This is a genomic window from Bacillus sp. THAF10 (assembly GCF_009363695.1).
GTDB lineage: Bacteria > Bacillota > Bacilli > Bacillales > Bacillaceae_I > Sutcliffiella_A.
On sequence record NZ_CP045403.1, the window covers coordinates 1,651,134 to 1,669,100 of the forward strand.

Sequence of the window (17,967 nt, forward strand, 5' to 3'; positions counted from 1 at the left end):
ATAGACATCCTGCAGCCCTAATTTCATTATTAGAGGTGTTTCCTTTGTCTAAAAAGCGTTCAACTCCTGACATTATCCTTATACTAACCACATTGACCCTGCTCGCAGTCGGATTAATCATGGTATATAGTGCGAGTGCAGTATGGGCTGACTATAAATTTCAGGATACCTTCTTTTTTGCAAAAAGACAGCTTCTCTTTGCTGGCTTAGGTGTTGCTGCGATGTTTTTTATTATGAATGTGGATTATTGGACATGGCGAACATGGGCAAAGCTATTGATTCTCGTTTGTTTTTTTCTGCTTGTTATAGTTCTGATACCAGGAATTGGAATGGAGCGAAATGGCTCAAGAAGCTGGATTGGAGTCGGCGCATTTTCCGTTCAGCCATCAGAATTTATGAAAATAGCGATGATCGCTTTTCTTGCAAAATATTTAAGTGAAAATCAAAAAAAAATTACTTCCTTCAAAAAAGGCTTGGTTCCAAGTCTTGGACTCGTTTTTTTAGCCTTTGGTATGATCATGCTGCAGCCGGATTTAGGAACAGGCACCGTAATGGTTGGCACGTGTATCGTGATGATTTATGTTGCAGGTGCTAGGATAAGTCATTTTGCTTGGCTTGGTCTTCTTGGAGTAGCGGGGTTTGTGGGGCTCGTTTTATCAGCACCATATCGTATAAAACGAATTACCTCCTTTTTAAACCCATGGGAGGATCCATTAGGAAGTGGGTTTCAAATTATCCAATCTCTTTATGCAATCGGACCTGGAGGGCTTTTAGGATTAGGTCTCGGCCAAAGCAGGCAAAAATTCTTTTACTTACCTGAGCCGCAAACGGATTTTATCTTTGCTATTCTAGCTGAGGAACTTGGCTTCATTGGTGGAAGCTTAGTTGTATTATTGTTTGCGCTGCTTTTATGGCGAGGAGTCAGAATTGCCATTGGAGCACCTGATTTATATGGTAGCTTTTTAGCCATTGGTATTATAGCCATGATTGCCATCCAGGTTATCATAAATGTAGGTGTTGTTACGGGCTTAATGCCTGTAACTGGTATCACGCTCCCGTTTTTAAGCTATGGAGGTTCATCGTTAACATTAATGCTGCTTGCTGTTGGGATTTTATTAAATATCAGCAGATATGCAAAATATTAGTCCAACAAAATAAAACCCTTGTCCGGATTCATTTCGGTCAGGGGTTTTTATGAGTTTATATGACAAAGTATAAAAATTTGATTACAATAACTAATATTCGTTGCACATCTTTAACTAGGGTTATACTATTAGAGTATTGTGCAATTTTGTACCATTCACAGTTTGTTTTTACAAGTTTATCAATTGGGAGATAGGGGTATTAAACTACAGCCTTTTTCCTTCCATACATAGAAATCTAGACTCACTTGGTCAAATGATTCTAATATGATAGGCTTATGTACCATTCATTTTATAAATGCATACACTGTGTATTAAATAATGAAGCTGAAGTGTTTATGAACGTGCGTTTAGGAGGATTTGACATTGGAAAAATTATTAAAAGAACTGCAGGATAAAGAAGTCGGCAAAGTATTGCCCAATGAGCCATTGGCAAATCATACGACCATGAAAATTGGTGGACCAGCAGACATTCTTGTAGAGCCGAAGAGCCTAGAAAAACTTCAAGAAACAATGAAGGTTATTGATGCTTATAAGATGAAGTGGACCGCAATTGGCAGAGGTTCCAACCTACTTGTATCAGATAAGGGAATAGAAGGAGTCGTCATCAAGCTTGGAAATGGCATGGATCATTTTGAGTTAGTAGGAAATGAGGTTCATGTTGGTGGAGGTTACTCTCTTATCAAGCTTGTCACTATTATTAGTAAAAAAGGGCTGGCTAACCTTGAGTTTGCTGCAGGCATACCTGGATCAGTAGGTGGAGCTGTGTATATGAATGCAGGTGCCCATGGATCAGATATGTCAAAAGTATTAAAAAAAGCTCATATTCTTTTTGAGGATGGAACGATGTCTTGGTTAACACCAGAAGAGTTAAACTTTTCCTACAGAACTTCTATTCTTCAAAAAGAACGACCAGGTATTTGTTTAGAGGCGGTTTTGGAAGTTGAGGAAGGGAATAGAGAGGAAATAGTCGCACTTCTTCAAAAGAACAAAGATTACCGTCGTGACACCCAGCCTTTTTCTTATCCTTGTGCAGGTAGTATTTTCAGAAACCCACTGCCTGACTATGCAGGCCAGCTGATAGAAAAAGCAGGCTTAAAAGGCCATATGATTGGTGGAGCAAAGGTGTCTGAGATGCATGGTAATTTTATTGTTAATGATAACCATGCCAAGGCTCAGGATGTCCTTGATTTAATCGCCTTTATCAAAAAGACGGTATTTGAAAAATTTGGCGTCAAAATGGAAACTGAAGTTGAAATTATAGGAAGAAAATAGTAGTTTTTATCCTTGCATTCACCCCATCTATGATATAATTATGCTAGAAAATCTTTGCATAAAAACAGCGTAGCATCATTACGCTTGGTGGGGTGAAAAAGTTTTCAATGGAAAAAGGGAAAGTAGTAACACTGGAAGACCGTGTGCCGAAAATTAAGCAGCAAAGAAAGCAAAAGGCTAACAGGAGATTAATCATTTATTTATCCTTGTTTTTTATTCTGCTTTTTTTAATCATTTATTCACAATCGCCCTTAAGTAAAGTATCAGCTATCGATGTTGAGGGAAACTTCCACGTCTCAGATAAAGAGATTATTACTTTGGCAGAATTGAGTGGGGACACTAGCATTTGGAGAGTAAATGAAAAAGATGTCGCGGATCTGATAAAACAACACAAAGAGATTTCACAAACAAAAGTGCAAAGAAAGTTTCCCAACAGTGTAGTAATCAACGTTCAGGAATTTAAACGTGTTGCTTATATATACGAAAACGAAAACTATTACCCTGTCATGGAAAATGGTAAAATGCTGTCTGTACTTACGAAAGAAGAACCAACACCAGATGATGCTCCGTTGATGTTAAATTGGAAGAACGGAGAGATGGTGGAAAATTTTATTAGGGAGCTAATTAAAATTCCTCCATCTATCATTTATTCTATTTCAGAAATTCATCACACGCCTACAGACATCGATGCCCATCATATCACTTTATTTATGAATGATGGATTTGAAGTAAGTGCGACGATACCTGGGTTTGCTAACAAAATGATCTCTTATCCTTCCATCGTCGAGCAGCTAGATCCCGCTGTTAAGGGAGTTATAAACATCGAGGTTGGTACGTTTTTTAAACCATATGAATCAGTTGGAGAGGAAGAGGAAGCAACAGATGAAGGTGACGGGTAAACATGTTGTTCTGTCGCTTGTCTGTCTTGTGCTAGGGTTTATCGTTTCATATTCCTATCAACTTACAAATGAGGAAGAAGCAAATGTTACAGACAGGCAATGGCAACGAGATGGGTCAATAAGAGAAACTTTATTAAAAACGGAAGAACACAACTTAGAGCTTCAGCAGGAATTATTACAAAAACAAGAAGAAATACAATCAATAGAAGAAGAGCTTGCTAGAGGAGAACAATTAATGTTTAACCTCGTGGAAGATGTGGACAAGCTCAGAATGTATAATGGAAATGTAAAAGTACAGGGACAAGGAGTAGAGGTAACACTCGCGGATGCTTCTTATGCTCCTTCAGAAGAAAATATAAATAATTACATTGTGCATGAAAGCCATGTTTTCAAAGTGATGAATGAGCTTTTTATTTCTGGTGCGGCTGCAGTAGCTATTAATGGGCAGAGAATAACAAACGACTCTTATATTATTTGCAATGGTCCGGTCATAACTATTGACGGCAATCAGCATCCTGCTCCATTCGTCATAACAGCGATAGGGGATTCGGAAGTAATGGTAGCAGCGCTCAATATTCTTGGGGGAGTTAAGGACCAACTAGTTGCTGATAATATTACCGTTAAGATACAAGAGCATAATCTCGTTGTGCTCGACCCTGTTATCCGTTAGAATGACTGCATGCTTATGAGGTTAGGTGTTCATGGTGGACAAAAGGAAAATAAGTTTTACCATTATTACGATGATTGTAGGACTAATGATTGCCATACAGTTTCAAACAGTAAAGCAACCGATCATTCGGGACACTCGTGATACATGGGAGCTTCGCAGTGATTTGAAACGAGAGCAAGAAATTCAGTCGCAAATTATTCAAGAAATAAGAAAATATGACAATATGATACAGGAATATGCCATTGATCAGGAAGAAGCAAAGGGAACGGTTGTCAGAGAGACACTTGAGGAATTAAAACAAGAAGCAGGGCTAACAGAGATGAAGGGGCCAGGAATTAGAATGACAGTCAAACCGTTGTTTAGTGAGGAAGTTTTAGGACAGCCAATGAATAATATATCTTCCGATCTTTTAAGAAGATTTGTCAATGAGTTAAATTCTTATGGGGTCCAAGAAATTAGTATCGCCAATCAACGAATTGTTAATCACACGGTCATTAGAGAAATTAATGGCAGAACGAAAGTGAATAACTCCTGGATTCCTAATGACAATTTTGAAATCATCGTAATTACCAGTGACCCGTCAAAGCTCTACAATCGTTTACAGGTTTCTAGGGCTATGGATGAATTTGCAATTGAAAATTTGATGCTAGATGTAAGCACACCCATTAATGAAGTGACAGTTCCAGCTTATGATGAACAAATCAGAGTAAAGTATATGGAACCGGTAAAAGCTGGGAAGGAGGGGAGTTGACATGTGGCTTCCTCTCCTAGGATTAATTATTGGAATTGTGCTTGGGTTGTATTCGGAAATCCGTGTGCCAGATGAATATTCAAACTATCTATCCATTGCTGTTCTTGCAGCTCTTGATACGCTATTCGGTGGCATCCGTGCTCATTTGCAAAATAATTATGATGAAAAAGTATTTGTATCTGGTTTTTTCTTTAATATCCTGCTTGCAGCAAGTTTAGCTTTTCTAGGTGTACATCTTGGTGTAGACTTATATTTAGCTGCAGTTTTTGCGTTTGGAGTAAGGCTTTTCCAAAATATTGCGGTGATAAGAAGAATATTATTAGCAAAATGGTCTATTTCTAAAGAAAAATCGAAAAAAAGTGATTTTTAAAAAGGGAAAACATTATATGTGTGGAATACTTTCTAATATAATAAGTTTTTTGTTTGTTGTTGAAAAAATATTGGTTGTTAAGGAGTAGAAGGAGGTGCCAGAGAATGAACAGCAATGAGATTTACGTAAGTTTAGACATCGGTACATCCAGTGTTAAAGTAATCATTGGAGAAATGGTTAATGATACTTTAAATATAATTGGAGTCGGTAATGTAAAATCAACTGGTTTAAGAAAAGGATCGATTGTAGACATAGATGAAACTGTTCATTCCATAAATAAGGCAATAGAACAAGCTGAAAGAATGGTAGGCATGCCGATAAACAGGGTGGTTGTTGGCGTCACAGGAAATCATGTTCAGCTCCAAGATTGTCATGGTGTTGTCGCTGTTTCAAGTGAAAACAGAGAAATCGGAGACGATGATATTGCAAGGGTAATCGATGCTGCCCAAGTCTTTTCTATCCCGCCAGAGCGTGAAATTATCGACTGTATTCCGAAGCAATTTATCGTGGATGGTTTGGATGAAATCAATGATCCTAGAGGGATGCTTGGTGTTCGATTAGAAATGGAAGGTACCATCATTACCGGATCAAAAACTGTGTTACATAACTTACTGCGTTGTGTAGAAAGAGCTGGTTTAGAAATAACGGATATATGTTTACAGCCGCTTGCTGCAGGATCTATCGCACTTTCAAAGGATGAGAAAAACCTAGGAGTAGCACTAGTTGATATTGGTGGAGGCTCCACAACTCTCGCTGTATTTGAAGATGGATTTTTAAAAGCGACAAGCGTTTTGCCTGTGGGTGGTGAATATATTACAAAGGATATTTCCATCGGCTTACGAACTTCTACTGAGGACGCAGAAAAAATAAAGCAAAAACATGGACATGCTTTTTATGACCATGCCTCTGATGAAGAAGTTTTCAGCGTTCCAATAATCGGAAGCGATCAACATCAACAGTTTAGTCAGCTTGAAATTTCTGATATTATAGAAGCAAGAATGGAAGAAATCTTTGAATTAATCCAGCACGAGATTAAAAGATTGGGAGTTAAGGAGATACCAGGAGGATTTGTTTTAACTGGTGGAGTTGCCTCCATGCCTGGAGTCCTGGAGCTTGCTCAGCTTATTCTTAACAATAATGTCAGGAAAGCTGTTCCGGATTATATTGGTGTCAGAGAACCCCAATATACAACTGGAGTAGGTCTTATCCAATTTGCGTATAAAAATGCGAAACTTCAAGGCAGAAAAATTGAAGCTACAGCAACTTCAAATGAATTTACAGAAAAACGTAGTGGAAAACAAACTCAACAAAAAGGAAAACAATCAAAACCAGAACAAGAAGAAGAAAAGGTTGGGAATAAAGTAAAGAAATTTTTCGGACTTTTCTTTGAATAATAGACGGTTTTTGTATTGGTAGTACTTTTTTAGAATTAGGAGGAACAGTCATGTTAGATTTTGATAATAGTATTGATCAATTAGCTACGATTAAAGTTATTGGAGTTGGTGGGGGAGGTAATAACGCAGTAAACCGCATGATTGAACATGGTGTTCAAGGTGTGGAATTTATTGCCGTTAACACGGATGCCCAAGCTCTTAACCTATCAAAAGCAGAAGTGAAAATGCAAATTGGAGGAAAGCTTACTCGTGGGTTAGGTGCAGGTGCAAACCCTGAAGTAGGTAAAAAAGCTGCAGAAGAAAGCAAGGAGCAGTTAGAAGAAGTGTTAAAAGGCGCGGACATGGTATTCGTAACTGCTGGTATGGGAGGCGGAACTGGTACTGGTGCAGCACCAGTTATTGCTCAGATTGCTCGTGATTTGAATGCCCTCACAGTAGGTGTTGTTACAAGACCATTCACATTCGAGGGTCGTAAGCGTGCTACGCAAGCTGCAGGTGGAATCGGTGCAATGAAGGAAGCAGTTGATACCCTAATTGTCATTCCAAATGACCGCTTGCTTGAAATCGTAGATAAAAATACACCAATGCTTGAAGCGTTCCGTGAAGCGGATAACGTGTTACGTCAGGGTGTACAAGGTATATCTGATCTAATTGCAACACCAGGACTTATCAACCTTGACTTTGCAGACGTGAAAACAATTATGAGTAACAAAGGTTCTGCACTAATGGGAATCGGGGTGGCAACTGGTGAAAACCGTGCATCCGAAGCTGCGAAGAAAGCCGTTTCCTCTCCATTATTAGAAACGAGCATTGACGGAGCACAAGGAGTGTTGATGAACATCACTGGAGGAACAAACCTCAGTCTTTACGAGGTCCAAGAGGCTGCTGATATCGTAGCGTCTGCTTCCGATCAAGAAGTTAATATGATCTTTGGTTCTGTAATCAATGAAAATCTAAAAGATGAAATTATCGTTACAGTCATTGCGACTGGTTTTAGTGAGGCAGAAATCAATCATGCCAAACAAGGTGGTCGTCCTGTCTTTGGAGCTCAAAAGGCCCCTACTCAAAAGCCGCAATCACCACAACGTGAACAAAGACGTGAAGAGCCTGTTTATCAAGGCCAGGAAGAACCTAGACGTCCACAAAATCAAGGAAATCAACAGGAAGAAACATTAGACATTCCTACTTTCCTACGAAATAGAAATCGTCGTCGCTAATATAAAAGCAATCAAAAGCACCAGCCTTATCATAAGGTCTGGTGCTTTTTGTATTGAAAATGGTGATAGTGAAAAGTGTTATTAAGGAAGTTTCTAGCTGTTGATTGTAGCAAAGGCGTAGACTCCCGCAGAAGCGGACCCTTTTGCGGAAATCATCAGCGTAGTTAAACAGAGCTTTATTTTTTCACTAATATTACTCCGACAAAAATGGTGCGTATCTTTCAAAAATTGTAATCTACTACCGGCAGGAAATGACAGACTTTCTAGTAGCAGTCATTTATACTAGTTTCAAATATAAGAGGAATAAATGAGGGACTTAATTTGACGGTTTATTTAGATGCAATATGGCTATTAAACTTTGGTTTTGATTTTTTGCTCTTGAAAATTACCGGGCATATATTAAAGCGTCAAATGGTGACATGGAGAATTTGTATTGGTGCATTTATTGGTTCCTTAATCGTGGTGCTTATGTTTACTCCTTTACAAGCGCTAGTCGCAAATCCCCTTTTAAAGATCTTGTTTTCTTTTGCGATGATACTAATAACCTTTGGGTTTCACCGCATTCGAACTTTTGTGGAAAATTTACTGGTATTTTATGTGACGACTTTTGCCATAGGAGGAGGCATGCTTGCCATTCATTTTGCATTACAGGTGGATCATCGATTTGCAAATGATAGCATCATGACGTTAACAAGAGGACTTGGGGACCCTATATCCTGGCTCTTTGTACTTATCGGATTTCCCATTCTTTTAATTCTCTCCAAGAAACAATTTGACTCCATTGAGACGAGAAAATTTAAATACGACCAATTAGCCACCATTAAAATTTGGATAGAAAAGGAAGTGATAACTATCCCTGCTCTAGTAGATAGCGGTAATCAGCTACTAGATCCTATCACGAAAACTCCCGTTATGATTGCCGAAATCTCTGCGATGCAAGCATTCATTCCTCAAGAATTAATACAAGCTGTAGACTCCATTTCACAAACACAAGGTTGGCCTACTTTTTCATCTGATACGAAGTGGGTAGATAGAATCCGAATTGTCCCGTACCGGGCTGTTGGAAAAGCTACTACGCTTATGCTTGCAATCAAGCCGGATAAAGCCATTATTATTCATGATCAAAAATATGTAGAAACGAGCAAGTTTTTAATTGGATTGACAAAAACCAACCTCTCATCTGAGGGTGACTATATGTGCATCTTACATCCAAAAATGCTGCAAGGAGGAATAAACATTGGGGAAGCTCAAGATAAAGCTAACGTATTTATGGTATAAACTATTAATGAAACTGGGATTAAAGACTGATGAGATTTATTATATTGGAGGAAGTGAAGCCCTCCCTCCACCACTCTCGAAGGAGGAAGAAGCGCACTTATTAATTAAGCTTCCTAAAGGTGATCAAGCAGCAAGATCGATTTTAATTGAAAGAAACCTTCGACTAGTCGTTTACATCGCAAGAAAATTTGAAAATACAGGCATCAATATTGAGGATTTAATTAGCATTGGAACGATTGGATTGATCAAAGCTGTAAATACCTTTAATCCTGAGAAGAAAATTAAGCTAGCCACTTATGCTTCTCGATGCATCGAAAATGAAATCCTCATGTACTTGCGAAGAAATAACAAGGTTCGTTCAGAAGTGTCATTTGATGAGCCGCTGAATATTGATTGGGACGGGAATGAATTGTTATTATCCGATGTGTTGGGAACGGATGAGGACATCATTACAAAGGATTTGGAGGCAAACGTCGATCGAAAGTTATTATTAAAAGCATTGGAATCTTTAAGTGATCGGGAAAAACAAATCATGGAGCTGCGTTTTGGCCTTGTTGGTGGAGAAGAAAAAACACAAAAAGATGTAGCAGATATGCTCGGAATATCGCAATCATATATCTCTAGATTGGAAAAAAGAATCATAAAAAGATTAAGAAAAGAATTTAATAAAATGGTGTAAAAAAATTTTTTCTCAGTTTTACTTAAGATTGATAAGGGTTTACGCTTTTTGTCAGAATAGATAGATTTTAACAAGTGCATATTTTTCCCTCCTAAGGAGATACTGACTCTGAACAGCAACTCCTGACTGGAGGGGAAAGAATGACACGTAATAAAGTTGAAATTTGCGGTGTAGACACCTCAAAGCTTCCGGTACTAAAAAACGAAGAAATGAGAAAGTTATTTCGAGAAATGCAGAGCGGTGATTTGTCTGCGCGCGAAAAATTAGTCAATGGGAATTTGAGGCTTGTATTAAGTGTTATTCAACGGTTTAACAACCGTGGAGAATTTGTAGATGACCTGTTTCAAGTTGGCTGCATTGGATTGATGAAATCCATTGATAACTTTGATTTGGGACAAAATGTAAAATTTTCTACATATGCAGTTCCGATGATAATTGGAGAAATCAGACGTTATTTAAGAGATAATAACCCAATAAGAGTCTCTCGATCATTACGGGATATTGCCTACAAAGCGTTGCAAGTAAGAGAAAGATTGATGAGTGAAACCTCTAGAGAGCCAACAGCTGAAGAAATTTCCAAGGTATTAGAGGTACCGCATGAGGAAATTGTGTTTGCTCTTGATGCCATTCAAGACCCTGTATCCTTGTTTGAACCCATCTACAATGATGGTGGCGATCCAATTTATGTTCTCGACCAAATAAGTGATGAAAAAAATAAGGACATACAGTGGATTGAAGAAATCGCACTCAAAGAAGGAATGCGAAGACTAAATGATAGAGAGAAGCTCATTTTAAGAAAAAGATTTTTTCAAGGTAAAACACAAATGGAAGTTGCTGACGAAATTGGTATTTCACAAGCCCAGGTATCACGTCTTGAAAAAGCAGCAATAAAGCAAATGAACAAAAATATACAGAGTTAACGAAAGAAGCCAAAATTCCAGCTATAAGGGATTTTGGCTTTTTTTCTTTTTTCCTCATGAAGAAAGAGGCAAGTATCATATAGTTAATAAATGATATTAATTTGGAGGAATGACGCATGGTTAAAATTTCAGATTTTCAAATGAAGGACGTTGTTAGTGTATCTGACGGAAAAAAGTTAGGAAACATTGGAGACATCGACATTAATTTAACAAACGGGAAGATAGAAGCAATTATTATTACCGGTGGTGGCAAAGTGTTAGGCTTTTTTGGGAAGGATGAAGAAGTTGTTATTCCTTGGCGCAATATTGTTAAAATAGGTGCTGATGTTATTCTTGTTCGCTATCAAAATAAAATGGAAACAACGTACGAGGAGTGAAAAACGCGAAATTTATTGTCGAAGGGATGAATATCATTCAATGAATGTAGAAAAATGTGGTACAATATGAAGGAATATGTCCGTAATAAAGAAGGTGCCACTTATGTCAGAACCATTCGTTTTAGAAACAGAACAAATTTTGGGTGTCCCAAAATGGAAAAGTATCATGCCCAATCTTGCTGTCGGATTTACCACGAAGAATGGGGGAGTAAGTGAAAGCCCTTTTCACTCGCTCAATGCAGGATTACATGTGAATGATGCAGAGGAACATGTGGGACAAAACAAGGAAATAATTGCAAAGCTTACCAATATTCCTACAAAATATTGGGTAGGCTGTGAACAAACACATGAGAATCATATTGAGAGGATAGACCACACTCATCGAGGAAAAGGTGTCTATCAATATACAAATGCAATAAACAGAACGGATGGTGTTTACACCAATAAGAAAGATGTTTTATTAACCCTATGCTTTGCAGATTGTGTGCCGTTATATTTTATTTCTCCTGAAGATCAATTCATTGGCCTGGCCCATGCTGGCTGGAAGGGGACGGTTCATAATATTGCGGGAGAAATGATTCAAAGATGGAAGGATGAAGGGATTAACGTGAAAGATATCCTTGTTGCAATTGGTCCTTCCATCTCTAAAAATGAATATATTGTTGATAACTTCGTAGTCGATCAGGTTAAGAAGGTATTACCCAAAGCAAGTCATCAAAAAGCCTTCACAGAAGTATCCATTGGCCAATATGAATTAGACTTAAGGGCTGTTAACTTTGAGTTACTTAAAATTGCTGGAGTAAAAGAAGAAAATATCCTTTGTAGCAAGTATTGTACAAGCCAGGATTCCACTCTCTTTTTTTCACACAGACGGGATAAAGGGAATACAGGGAGAATGATGAGCTTTATTGGAATGAAAGGAGCAAATCACTTTGAGTAATCAACCCGTCAAAAACAATCTTCAATTAATAAAAGAAAGAATACAAGATATATGTGCAAATCTAAATCGTAATCCAGAAGAAATAAAGATTATTGCCGTTACAAAGTATGTTTCTATAGACAGAGCCAAAGAAGCATTAGAGGCAGGGATTGTCCATCTTGGTGAAAACCGTGATGAGGGTCTTCTTGAAAAATGGGAAGAAATTGGGGAAGATGCGACATGGCATTTTATCGGCTCCCTGCAATCAAAAAAAGTGAAAAATGTCATTAATCATGTAGGGTACATCCACTCTTTAGATCGGATATCACTTGCAAAAGAGTTACATAAACGCACAGAAGACACCATCAAATGCTTTGTGCAGGTCAATGCTTCAGAAGAAGCATCTAAGCATGGACTTGCCCAGGAAGAAGTTATAGAATTTATCGAAAAATTAAAGCATTATCCAAAAATTGAAGTAGTTGGCTTAATGACCATGGCCCCCCACACAGAGGATGAGAGCGTTATCCGCGGATGCTTCAAACAGCTTAGAATGTTAAAGGATCAAATTCAGGATATGAATCTTCCCTATGCCCCTTGTGAGGAATTATCAATGGGAATGTCTAATGACTACCATATTGCGATTGAAGAAGGTGCAACTTTTATTCGAATCGGCAGCTCTCTTGTAGGAAATGAACAATAAACGAGGAGGTATGAATGATGACGATTAAATCCAAATTTAAAAGTTTCTTTGCATTAGATGATGAAGAATATGAGTATAATGAAACAGAGGAATATGAGGGGGAAACACAAGTGGATGAGCCAAGGAGAACCCGCTCAGGCACAACACAGCCTTCATCCTCGAAACAAAATGTCGTGAGCTTACAAAGCGTTCAAAAAACATCAAAAGTGGTGCTTTATGAACCAAGGTCGTATTCAGAAGCGCAGGATGTCGCAGATCATTTAAAAAATAGAAGAGCAATCATTGTGAACCTGCAAAGAATTGATATCGACCAAGCGAAGCGTATTGTCGACTTTTTAAGTGGCACGGTTTACGCTATTGGTGGCGACATCCAACGGATTGGTCAAAACATATTCTTATGTACTCCTGATAATGTGGATGTATCTGGATCCATTTCAGAAATGATTCAGCAGGAACAAGAAGATTTTGCAAATAAGAGGTGGTAGAAGTTTATGGATTTGTTGTTTTATTTACTTGATAGATTAGTGTTTTTCTACACGATTTTATTAATCATCTATATCTTTATGTCTTGGTTTCCTGGGGCGAGAGAATCGCAATTTGGAGCGATTTTAGGGAAGATTTGTGAGCCATACCTGGATATGTTCCGCAGAATCATTCCTCCACTTGGAATGATTGATATTTCCCCGATTGTGGCAATTTTTGTACTCCGTTATGCAGTAGTCGGCTTACACGAATTGTTTAGACTTTTAGGTTTATTATAAGCAAAAGGAGGGGAATCTCTGAGTTGATTTCCCTCTTTATTTTGCCAATTTAATTGTAAGTAGAGTGATAAAATGAGTATTTATCAGCATTATCGACCAGAAGAACATGACTTTATTGACCAAGTATTAGAATGGAAAGAAGTAGTCATAACACAATATGCACCAAAACTTACAGACTTTCTTGACCCAAGAGAGCAAGAAATAGTGAGAAAAGTCATTGGAAAGAACGAGGATGTTTTACTCGCTTTTCATGGCGGGGCAAAAAATGCGGAAAGACAAAGAGCGCTCCTTTATCCTTCATATTTTGTGCCGTCTGAAGAGGACTTTCAGTTAAAAGGGTATACTCTTTCGTATCCTGATAAATTTGTCCAGATTGAACACAGACAAGTACTGGGCTCTTTAATGGGCGTTGGCTTAAAACGGAGTAAATTTGGCGATATCCTATTTCAAGACAAACATGTACAACTTGTCCTAAGTGCAGAGGTTAGCTCCTATGTGGAACTTCAATTGCAAGAGGTAGGCAAAGTTAAAGTTGCTTTAAAAGAAATTCCATTAACCTATCTAAACGCCATCGAAGAAAGCTGGGAGGAGCACTCCACTACCGCTGCCTCTTTAAGGCTTGATGTCATTTTAGCTTCCCTTTACAATCTATCAAGGCAAAAAACTCAGCTATTAATAGGGGCGAAAAAAGTAAAAGTGAATTGGAAGACTGTAGAGGAAACTGCCTTTGAATGTAGAGAGGGAGATATCTTATCCTTAAGAGGATTTGGCAGAAGTAAACTCATTGCCATTGATGGAAAAACAAAAAAGGATAAATGGAAAATCATCGCTGGAAAACAAAAATAAATTGCATGCTACATGCAGGAAATATCTTGTGTATGTCGAATGATGTATAGTAGCAGAAGAGAACTATATGGAGGTGGCATTCAATGCCTTTAACACCACTGGATATTCATAATAAAGAATTTAATAAAGCTTTCAGAGGCTATGATGAAGATGAGGTAAATGAGTTTTTAGATCAAGTCATCAAAGACTATGAAATGGTTTTACGTGAAAAGAAAGAGCATGAAGAAAAGGCGAAAGAATTAAAGGAACGTCTCTCCCATTTTACGACAATCGAAGAAACATTAAATAAATCGATTTTAGTTGCTCAAGAATCGGCAGAGGATGTTAGAAGAAATGCGCAAAAGGAAGCAAAGCTGATCATCAAAGAGGCAGAAAAAAATGCTGATCGAATCATCAATGAATCCTTATTAAAATCAAGAAAGCTTCAAGTGGAAATCGATGAATTGAAAAAACAATCCAAAATCTTCCGTAATCGCTTTAAAATGCTCGTAGAAGCTCAATTAGAGCTGATTGATAATGACGATTGGGAGCATTTAATGGAATACGAAGAAAAGGATAAAGAATTAGAAGAAAGCGGAGTATAACCTTGACGAAATAAGGTAATATTCAGTATAATAACGAAACGAAATCATGTTTTTTAATATACCGTATAAAAACGCTGAGAGGGACAGTAACTACTGCATCACTTATTGTTAGCGAACTGGGGATGGTGTGAGCCTAGTATAAGTAACAGTAGCGAAAATCACCCTTGAGTATTATTCTGAAGGCTAATAAGCTTGTAGGTTTAATCGTCTCATTCACGTTACGAATGCTAAAGTGGACTAGATTTTCTAGTCAATTTAGGGTGGTACCACGGGAAATCCTCTCGTCCCTTTTAGGGATGAGGGGTTTTTTTATTTTTTGATGGAAATACATTTATAGTTGGAGGAAAGACAGATGGAATACAAAGATACATTATTGATGCCAAAAACAGAATTCCCTATGCGTGGAAACCTGCCTAATCGTGAGCCGCAACAACAAGAAAAATGGAGTGAGATGGACATCTATAAAAAAGTGCAAGATCGCACAAAAGATCGTCCAATGTTCGTGTTGCACGATGGCCCTCCTTATGCAAACGGTGATATCCATATGGGTCATGCGTTAAATAAGGTCTTGAAGGATTTTATTGTTCGTTATAAATCGATGAGCGGATTCCATGCACCATATGTTCCAGGGTGGGATACGCACGGTTTGCCAATTGAAACTGCATTAACAAAAAACAAAAAAGTAAAACGCAAAGAAATGTCTGTTGCAGACTTCCGCAAGCTTTGTGAAGAATATGCCTATGACCAAATCAACAATCAACGTGAACAATTTATGCGTCTTGGTGTTCGTGGGGATTGGTTTGATCCATATATCACCTTAAAGCCAGAATATGAAGCTCAACAAATTAAAGTTTTTGGTGATATGGCGAAAAAAGGGCTCATCTACAAAGGCTTAAAGCCAGTATATTGGTCCCCATCTAGTGAATCAGCGCTGGCTGAAGCAGAAATCGAGTATCAAGATAAGCGTTCGCCGTCCATCTATGTGGCGTTTAAAGTGGAGGATGGAAAAGGTGTATTAGATGGGACAGAGCAATTTATCATCTGGACAACCACACCTTGGACCATTCCAGCGAACTTAGGAATTGCCGTGCATGCAGAACTTGACTATAGTGTCGTAGAAACCGGTGGAAATAAATATATTATTGCACAGGAACTCTTGGAGTCTGTTTCCAATACACTTGAATGGGAAAACCCGCAAGTGGTAAACACCTTCAAAGGCTCACAGCTAGAAAATGTAACGGCCAAACATCCTCTTTATGACCGCACCTCTCTGGTGATGCTTGGAGAGCACGTAACAACCGATGCAGGAACAGGTTGTGTTCACACTGCACCAGGACACGGAGAAGATGACTTTGTAATCGGAAAAAAATACGGTCTTGACGTTCTTTGTCCAGTAGATGCAAAAGGGGTAATGACAGAGGAAGCACCTGGCTTTGAAGGATTGTTCTATGATGAAGCAAACAAGCCAATTACAGAAAAACTTCAAGAAGTTGGTGCATTACTTAAACTGACTTTCATCACTCACTCGTATCCGCATGATTGGAGAACGAAAAAGCCAACGATTTTCCGTGCTACTGCCCAATGGTTTGCATCTATTGATAAAATCAGAGAGCAATTGCTACAGGCTGTTGCTGAAACAAAATGGGTGCCAGCGTGGGGAGAAACTCGTCTATTTAACATGGTTCGTGACCGTGGGGATTGGTGTATCTCTCGTCAACGTGCATGGGGTGTGCCAATTCCAGTATTTTATGCTGAAAATGGTCAGGAAATTATTACAGACGAAACGATCGATCATGTGTCAGCATTATTTAGAGAGCATGGCTCCAACATTTGGTTTGAAAAGGAAGCAAAAGAGCTTCTTCCTGAAGGCTTTACGCATGAGGGTAGCCCGAGTGGTACCTTCTATAAAGAGATGGATATTATGGATGTTTGGTTCGACTCTGGCTCCTCTCATCAATCGGTGCTTGAGGAACGAGACGACCTACAGCGTCCAGCAGACCTTTATTTAGAAGGATCTGATCAATATCGTGGTTGGTTCAACTCATCCTTAACTACAAGCGTTGCCGTTACAGGTAAAGCTCCGTATAAGGGAATTCTCAGTCATGGGTTTGCACTTGATGGCGAAGGCCGCAAGATGAGTAAATCGGTAGGTAATGTTGTCCTACCGTCTAAAGTAATGAACCAGCTCGGAGCAGATATTCTGCGCCTTTGGGTTGCATCTGTAGATTATCAAGCGGATGTTCGTGTGTCTGACAATATTTTAAAACAAGTAGCAGAAGTATACCGAAAAATTCGTAATACTTTCCGCTTCTTACTTGGAAACCTTGCTGATTTTAACCCTGCAAAGAATGCTGTTGCAGTAAATGATTTACGAGAAGTAGACCGCTACATGCTTGTAAAATTGAATAACATGATTACAAAAGTGAAAAAATCCTATGAAGAATACGAATTTGCAGGAATTTATCATGCCGTTCATAACTTCTGCACAATTGACCTTAGCTCGTTCTATCTTGATTTTGCGAAGGATATCTTATATATCGAAGGAAAAGATCAGCATGACCGTCGTGCTATCCAAACGGTGTTATATGAAACATTGCTTGCATTAACAAAGCTTGTGACTCCTATTCTTCCTCATACAGCGGATGAGGTATGGTCTCATATTGACTTTGTAACAGAAGAAAGTGTTCAGCTTGTTGATATGCCGGACGTGTTGACAGTGGAAAATGCAAAGGAAATTGAAGCAAAATGGGATAAGTTCATGACATTGCGTGACGATGTGTTAAAAGCATTGGAAGTTGCTCGTAATGAAAAAGTGATTGGTAAGTCTCTTGCAGCAAAAATCACCCTTTATCCTACTAGCGAAACAAAAGCGCTGCTTGATTCCATTGAGGAAAATGTGCAGCAGCTATTTATTGTTTCAGGTTTAGAAATTGCAGGCAGTAAGGAAGATGCGCCATCAACGGCACAGCAATTCGATGATGCTGCCATCCTTGTCACGCCAGCTGAAGGGGAAACATGTGACCGTTGCTGGGTGGTTACCCCAACAGTAGGTCAAGACACCGACCACCCAACACTATGTGTGCGTTGTGCATCGGTAGTAAAAGAAAACTACACAGCATAAATGTAGTTTAGTAAATGAATGTTGAAAGAAAAACCCAGCTGTTGATTGGAGCAAACTGCAGAGA

19 protein-coding genes and 1 other annotated feature are annotated in these 17,967 nt (G+C 38.6%); all 19 genes read left to right on the forward strand.

The genetic code is table 11. The features are described 5' to 3' along the window. The first annotated feature begins 44 nt into the window (after positions 1-44). The 19 genes from spoVE to ileS all read left to right on the forward strand — a co-directional run bounded on the left by spoVE (position 45) and on the right by ileS (position 17,903). The gene (gene spoVE / locus FIU87_RS08705; protein WP_152444230.1) at positions 45-1,145 is read left to right on the forward strand and encodes a stage V sporulation protein E; all 1,101 of its coding nucleotides are present in this window, start codon (positions 45-47) and stop codon (positions 1,143-1,145) included. Positions 1,146-1,508: 363 nt separating this feature from the next. After that, complete coding sequence (gene murB, locus FIU87_RS08710; protein ID WP_152444231.1) at positions 1,509-2,417, forward strand: UDP-N-acetylmuramate dehydrogenase; 909 nt, start codon at positions 1,509-1,511, stop codon at positions 2,415-2,417. Between the two features lie 92 nt (positions 2,418-2,509). Beyond that, positions 2,510-3,316, forward strand: a complete 807-nt coding sequence (locus FIU87_RS08715) for a cell division protein FtsQ/DivIB (RefSeq protein WP_253905543.1) — start codon at positions 2,510-2,512, stop codon at positions 3,314-3,316. Further along, positions 3,300-3,986: a DUF881 domain-containing protein gene (locus tag FIU87_RS08720; RefSeq protein WP_152444232.1), complete on the forward strand. Its 687-nt coding sequence runs from the start codon at positions 3,300-3,302 to the stop codon at positions 3,984-3,986. The genes FIU87_RS08715 and FIU87_RS08720 overlap by 17 nt, the downstream gene beginning before the upstream one ends. A 31-nt stretch (positions 3,987-4,017) precedes the next feature. Next, entirely contained in the window at positions 4,018-4,737 is a 720-nt protein-coding gene (locus FIU87_RS08725; protein WP_253905544.1) for a DUF881 domain-containing protein, read from the forward strand. Between the two features lies 1 nt (position 4,738). Then, entirely contained in the window at positions 4,739-5,107 is a 369-nt protein-coding gene (locus tag FIU87_RS08730; protein ID WP_152444233.1) for a small basic family protein, read from the forward strand. Positions 5,108-5,211: 104 nt separating this feature from the next. Further along, positions 5,212-6,501: a cell division protein FtsA gene (ftsA, locus tag FIU87_RS08735; protein WP_152444234.1), complete on the forward strand. Its 1,290-nt coding sequence runs from the start codon at positions 5,212-5,214 to the stop codon at positions 6,499-6,501. Between the two features lie 50 nt (positions 6,502-6,551). Beyond that, positions 6,552-7,718 (forward strand): cell division protein FtsZ, encoded by a 1,167-nt coding sequence (gene ftsZ / locus FIU87_RS08740; protein WP_152444235.1) that lies wholly within the window; start codon positions 6,552-6,554, stop codon positions 7,716-7,718. Positions 7,719-8,039: 321 nt separating this feature from the next. Then, positions 8,040-8,996, forward strand: coding sequence for a sigma-E processing peptidase SpoIIGA (spoIIGA, locus tag FIU87_RS08745; protein WP_152444236.1), 957 nt, complete (start codon positions 8,040-8,042; stop codon positions 8,994-8,996). Next, positions 8,956-9,675, forward strand: a complete 720-nt coding sequence (gene sigE, locus FIU87_RS08750; protein ID WP_152444237.1) for an RNA polymerase sporulation sigma factor SigE — start codon at positions 8,956-8,958, stop codon at positions 9,673-9,675. Before spoIIGA ends, sigE begins: the two co-directional genes overlap by 41 nt. 140 nt (positions 9,676-9,815) lie before the next feature. Beyond that, positions 9,816-10,595: an RNA polymerase sporulation sigma factor SigG gene (gene sigG, locus FIU87_RS08755; RefSeq protein WP_152444238.1), complete on the forward strand. Its 780-nt coding sequence runs from the start codon at positions 9,816-9,818 to the stop codon at positions 10,593-10,595. 116 nt (positions 10,596-10,711) lie between these two features. Then, positions 10,712-10,972: a YlmC/YmxH family sporulation protein gene (locus FIU87_RS08760; protein ID WP_152444239.1), complete on the forward strand. Its 261-nt coding sequence runs from the start codon at positions 10,712-10,714 to the stop codon at positions 10,970-10,972. Between the two features lie 103 nt (positions 10,973-11,075). Further along, on the forward strand, positions 11,076-11,912 hold the full coding sequence (pgeF, locus tag FIU87_RS08765; protein WP_172971001.1) for a peptidoglycan editing factor PgeF: 837 nt from the start codon (positions 11,076-11,078) through the stop codon (positions 11,910-11,912). Further along, a complete protein-coding gene (locus FIU87_RS08770; RefSeq protein ID WP_152444240.1) occupies positions 11,905-12,591 on the forward strand; it encodes a YggS family pyridoxal phosphate-dependent enzyme in 687 nt (228 codons plus the stop codon). The genes pgeF and FIU87_RS08770 overlap by 8 nt, the downstream gene beginning before the upstream one ends. A 17-nt stretch (positions 12,592-12,608) precedes the next feature. Then, a complete protein-coding gene (locus tag FIU87_RS08775) occupies positions 12,609-13,076 on the forward strand; it encodes a cell division protein SepF (protein WP_152446481.1) in 468 nt (155 codons plus the stop codon). A gap of 6 nt (positions 13,077-13,082) precedes the next feature. Continuing rightward, positions 13,083-13,352 (forward strand): YggT family protein, encoded by a 270-nt coding sequence (locus FIU87_RS08780; RefSeq protein WP_152444241.1) that lies wholly within the window; start codon positions 13,083-13,085, stop codon positions 13,350-13,352. A gap of 72 nt (positions 13,353-13,424) precedes the next feature. Beyond that, positions 13,425-14,198 carry a YlmH family RNA-binding protein gene (locus tag FIU87_RS08785; RefSeq protein WP_152444242.1) on the forward strand — a complete coding sequence of 258 codons (774 nt, stop codon included), beginning with the start codon at positions 13,425-13,427 and terminating at the stop codon, positions 14,196-14,198. Positions 14,199-14,281: 83 nt separating this feature from the next. Then, positions 14,282-14,782: a DivIVA domain-containing protein gene (locus tag FIU87_RS08790; RefSeq protein WP_152444243.1), complete on the forward strand. Its 501-nt coding sequence runs from the start codon at positions 14,282-14,284 to the stop codon at positions 14,780-14,782. Between the two features lie 65 nt (positions 14,783-14,847). Continuing rightward, positions 14,848-15,074: a binding site (T-box leader), on the forward strand. 60 nt (positions 15,075-15,134) lie between these two features. Beyond that, positions 15,135-17,903: an isoleucine--tRNA ligase gene (gene ileS / locus FIU87_RS08795; RefSeq protein WP_152444244.1), complete on the forward strand. Its 2,769-nt coding sequence runs from the start codon at positions 15,135-15,137 to the stop codon at positions 17,901-17,903. The last annotated feature ends 64 nt before the right edge of the window (positions 17,904-17,967 follow it).

What these genes read in the sequence shown, in the direction of transcription:
- FIU87_RS08720 (WP_152444232.1), top strand. Translation starts at nt 3,300, where the DNA reads ATGAAGGTGACGGGTAAACATGTTGTTCTGTCGCTTGTCTGTCTTGTG.
- FIU87_RS08725 (WP_253905544.1), top strand. Translation starts at nt 4,018, where the DNA reads ATGGTGGACAAAAGGAAAATAAGTTTTACCATTATTACGATGATTGTA.
- FIU87_RS08730 (WP_152444233.1), top strand. Translation starts at nt 4,739, where the DNA reads ATGTGGCTTCCTCTCCTAGGATTAATTATTGGAATTGTGCTTGGGTTG.
- ftsA (WP_152444234.1), top strand. Translation starts at nt 5,212, where the DNA reads ATGAACAGCAATGAGATTTACGTAAGTTTAGACATCGGTACATCCAGT.
- ftsZ (WP_152444235.1), top strand. Translation starts at nt 6,552, where the DNA reads ATGTTAGATTTTGATAATAGTATTGATCAATTAGCTACGATTAAAGTT.
- sigG (WP_152444238.1), top strand. Translation starts at nt 9,816, where the DNA reads ATGACACGTAATAAAGTTGAAATTTGCGGTGTAGACACCTCAAAGCTT.
- FIU87_RS08760 (WP_152444239.1), top strand. Translation starts at nt 10,712, where the DNA reads ATGGTTAAAATTTCAGATTTTCAAATGAAGGACGTTGTTAGTGTATCT.
- pgeF (WP_172971001.1), top strand. Translation starts at nt 11,076, where the DNA reads ATGTCAGAACCATTCGTTTTAGAAACAGAACAAATTTTGGGTGTCCCA.
- FIU87_RS08775 (WP_152446481.1), top strand. Translation starts at nt 12,609, where the DNA reads ATGACGATTAAATCCAAATTTAAAAGTTTCTTTGCATTAGATGATGAA.
- FIU87_RS08780 (WP_152444241.1), top strand. Translation starts at nt 13,083, where the DNA reads ATGGATTTGTTGTTTTATTTACTTGATAGATTAGTGTTTTTCTACACG.
- FIU87_RS08785 (WP_152444242.1), top strand. Translation starts at nt 13,425, where the DNA reads ATGAGTATTTATCAGCATTATCGACCAGAAGAACATGACTTTATTGAC.
- FIU87_RS08790 (WP_152444243.1), top strand. Translation starts at nt 14,282, where the DNA reads ATGCCTTTAACACCACTGGATATTCATAATAAAGAATTTAATAAAGCT.
- ileS (WP_152444244.1), top strand. Translation starts at nt 15,135, where the DNA reads ATGGAATACAAAGATACATTATTGATGCCAAAAACAGAATTCCCTATG.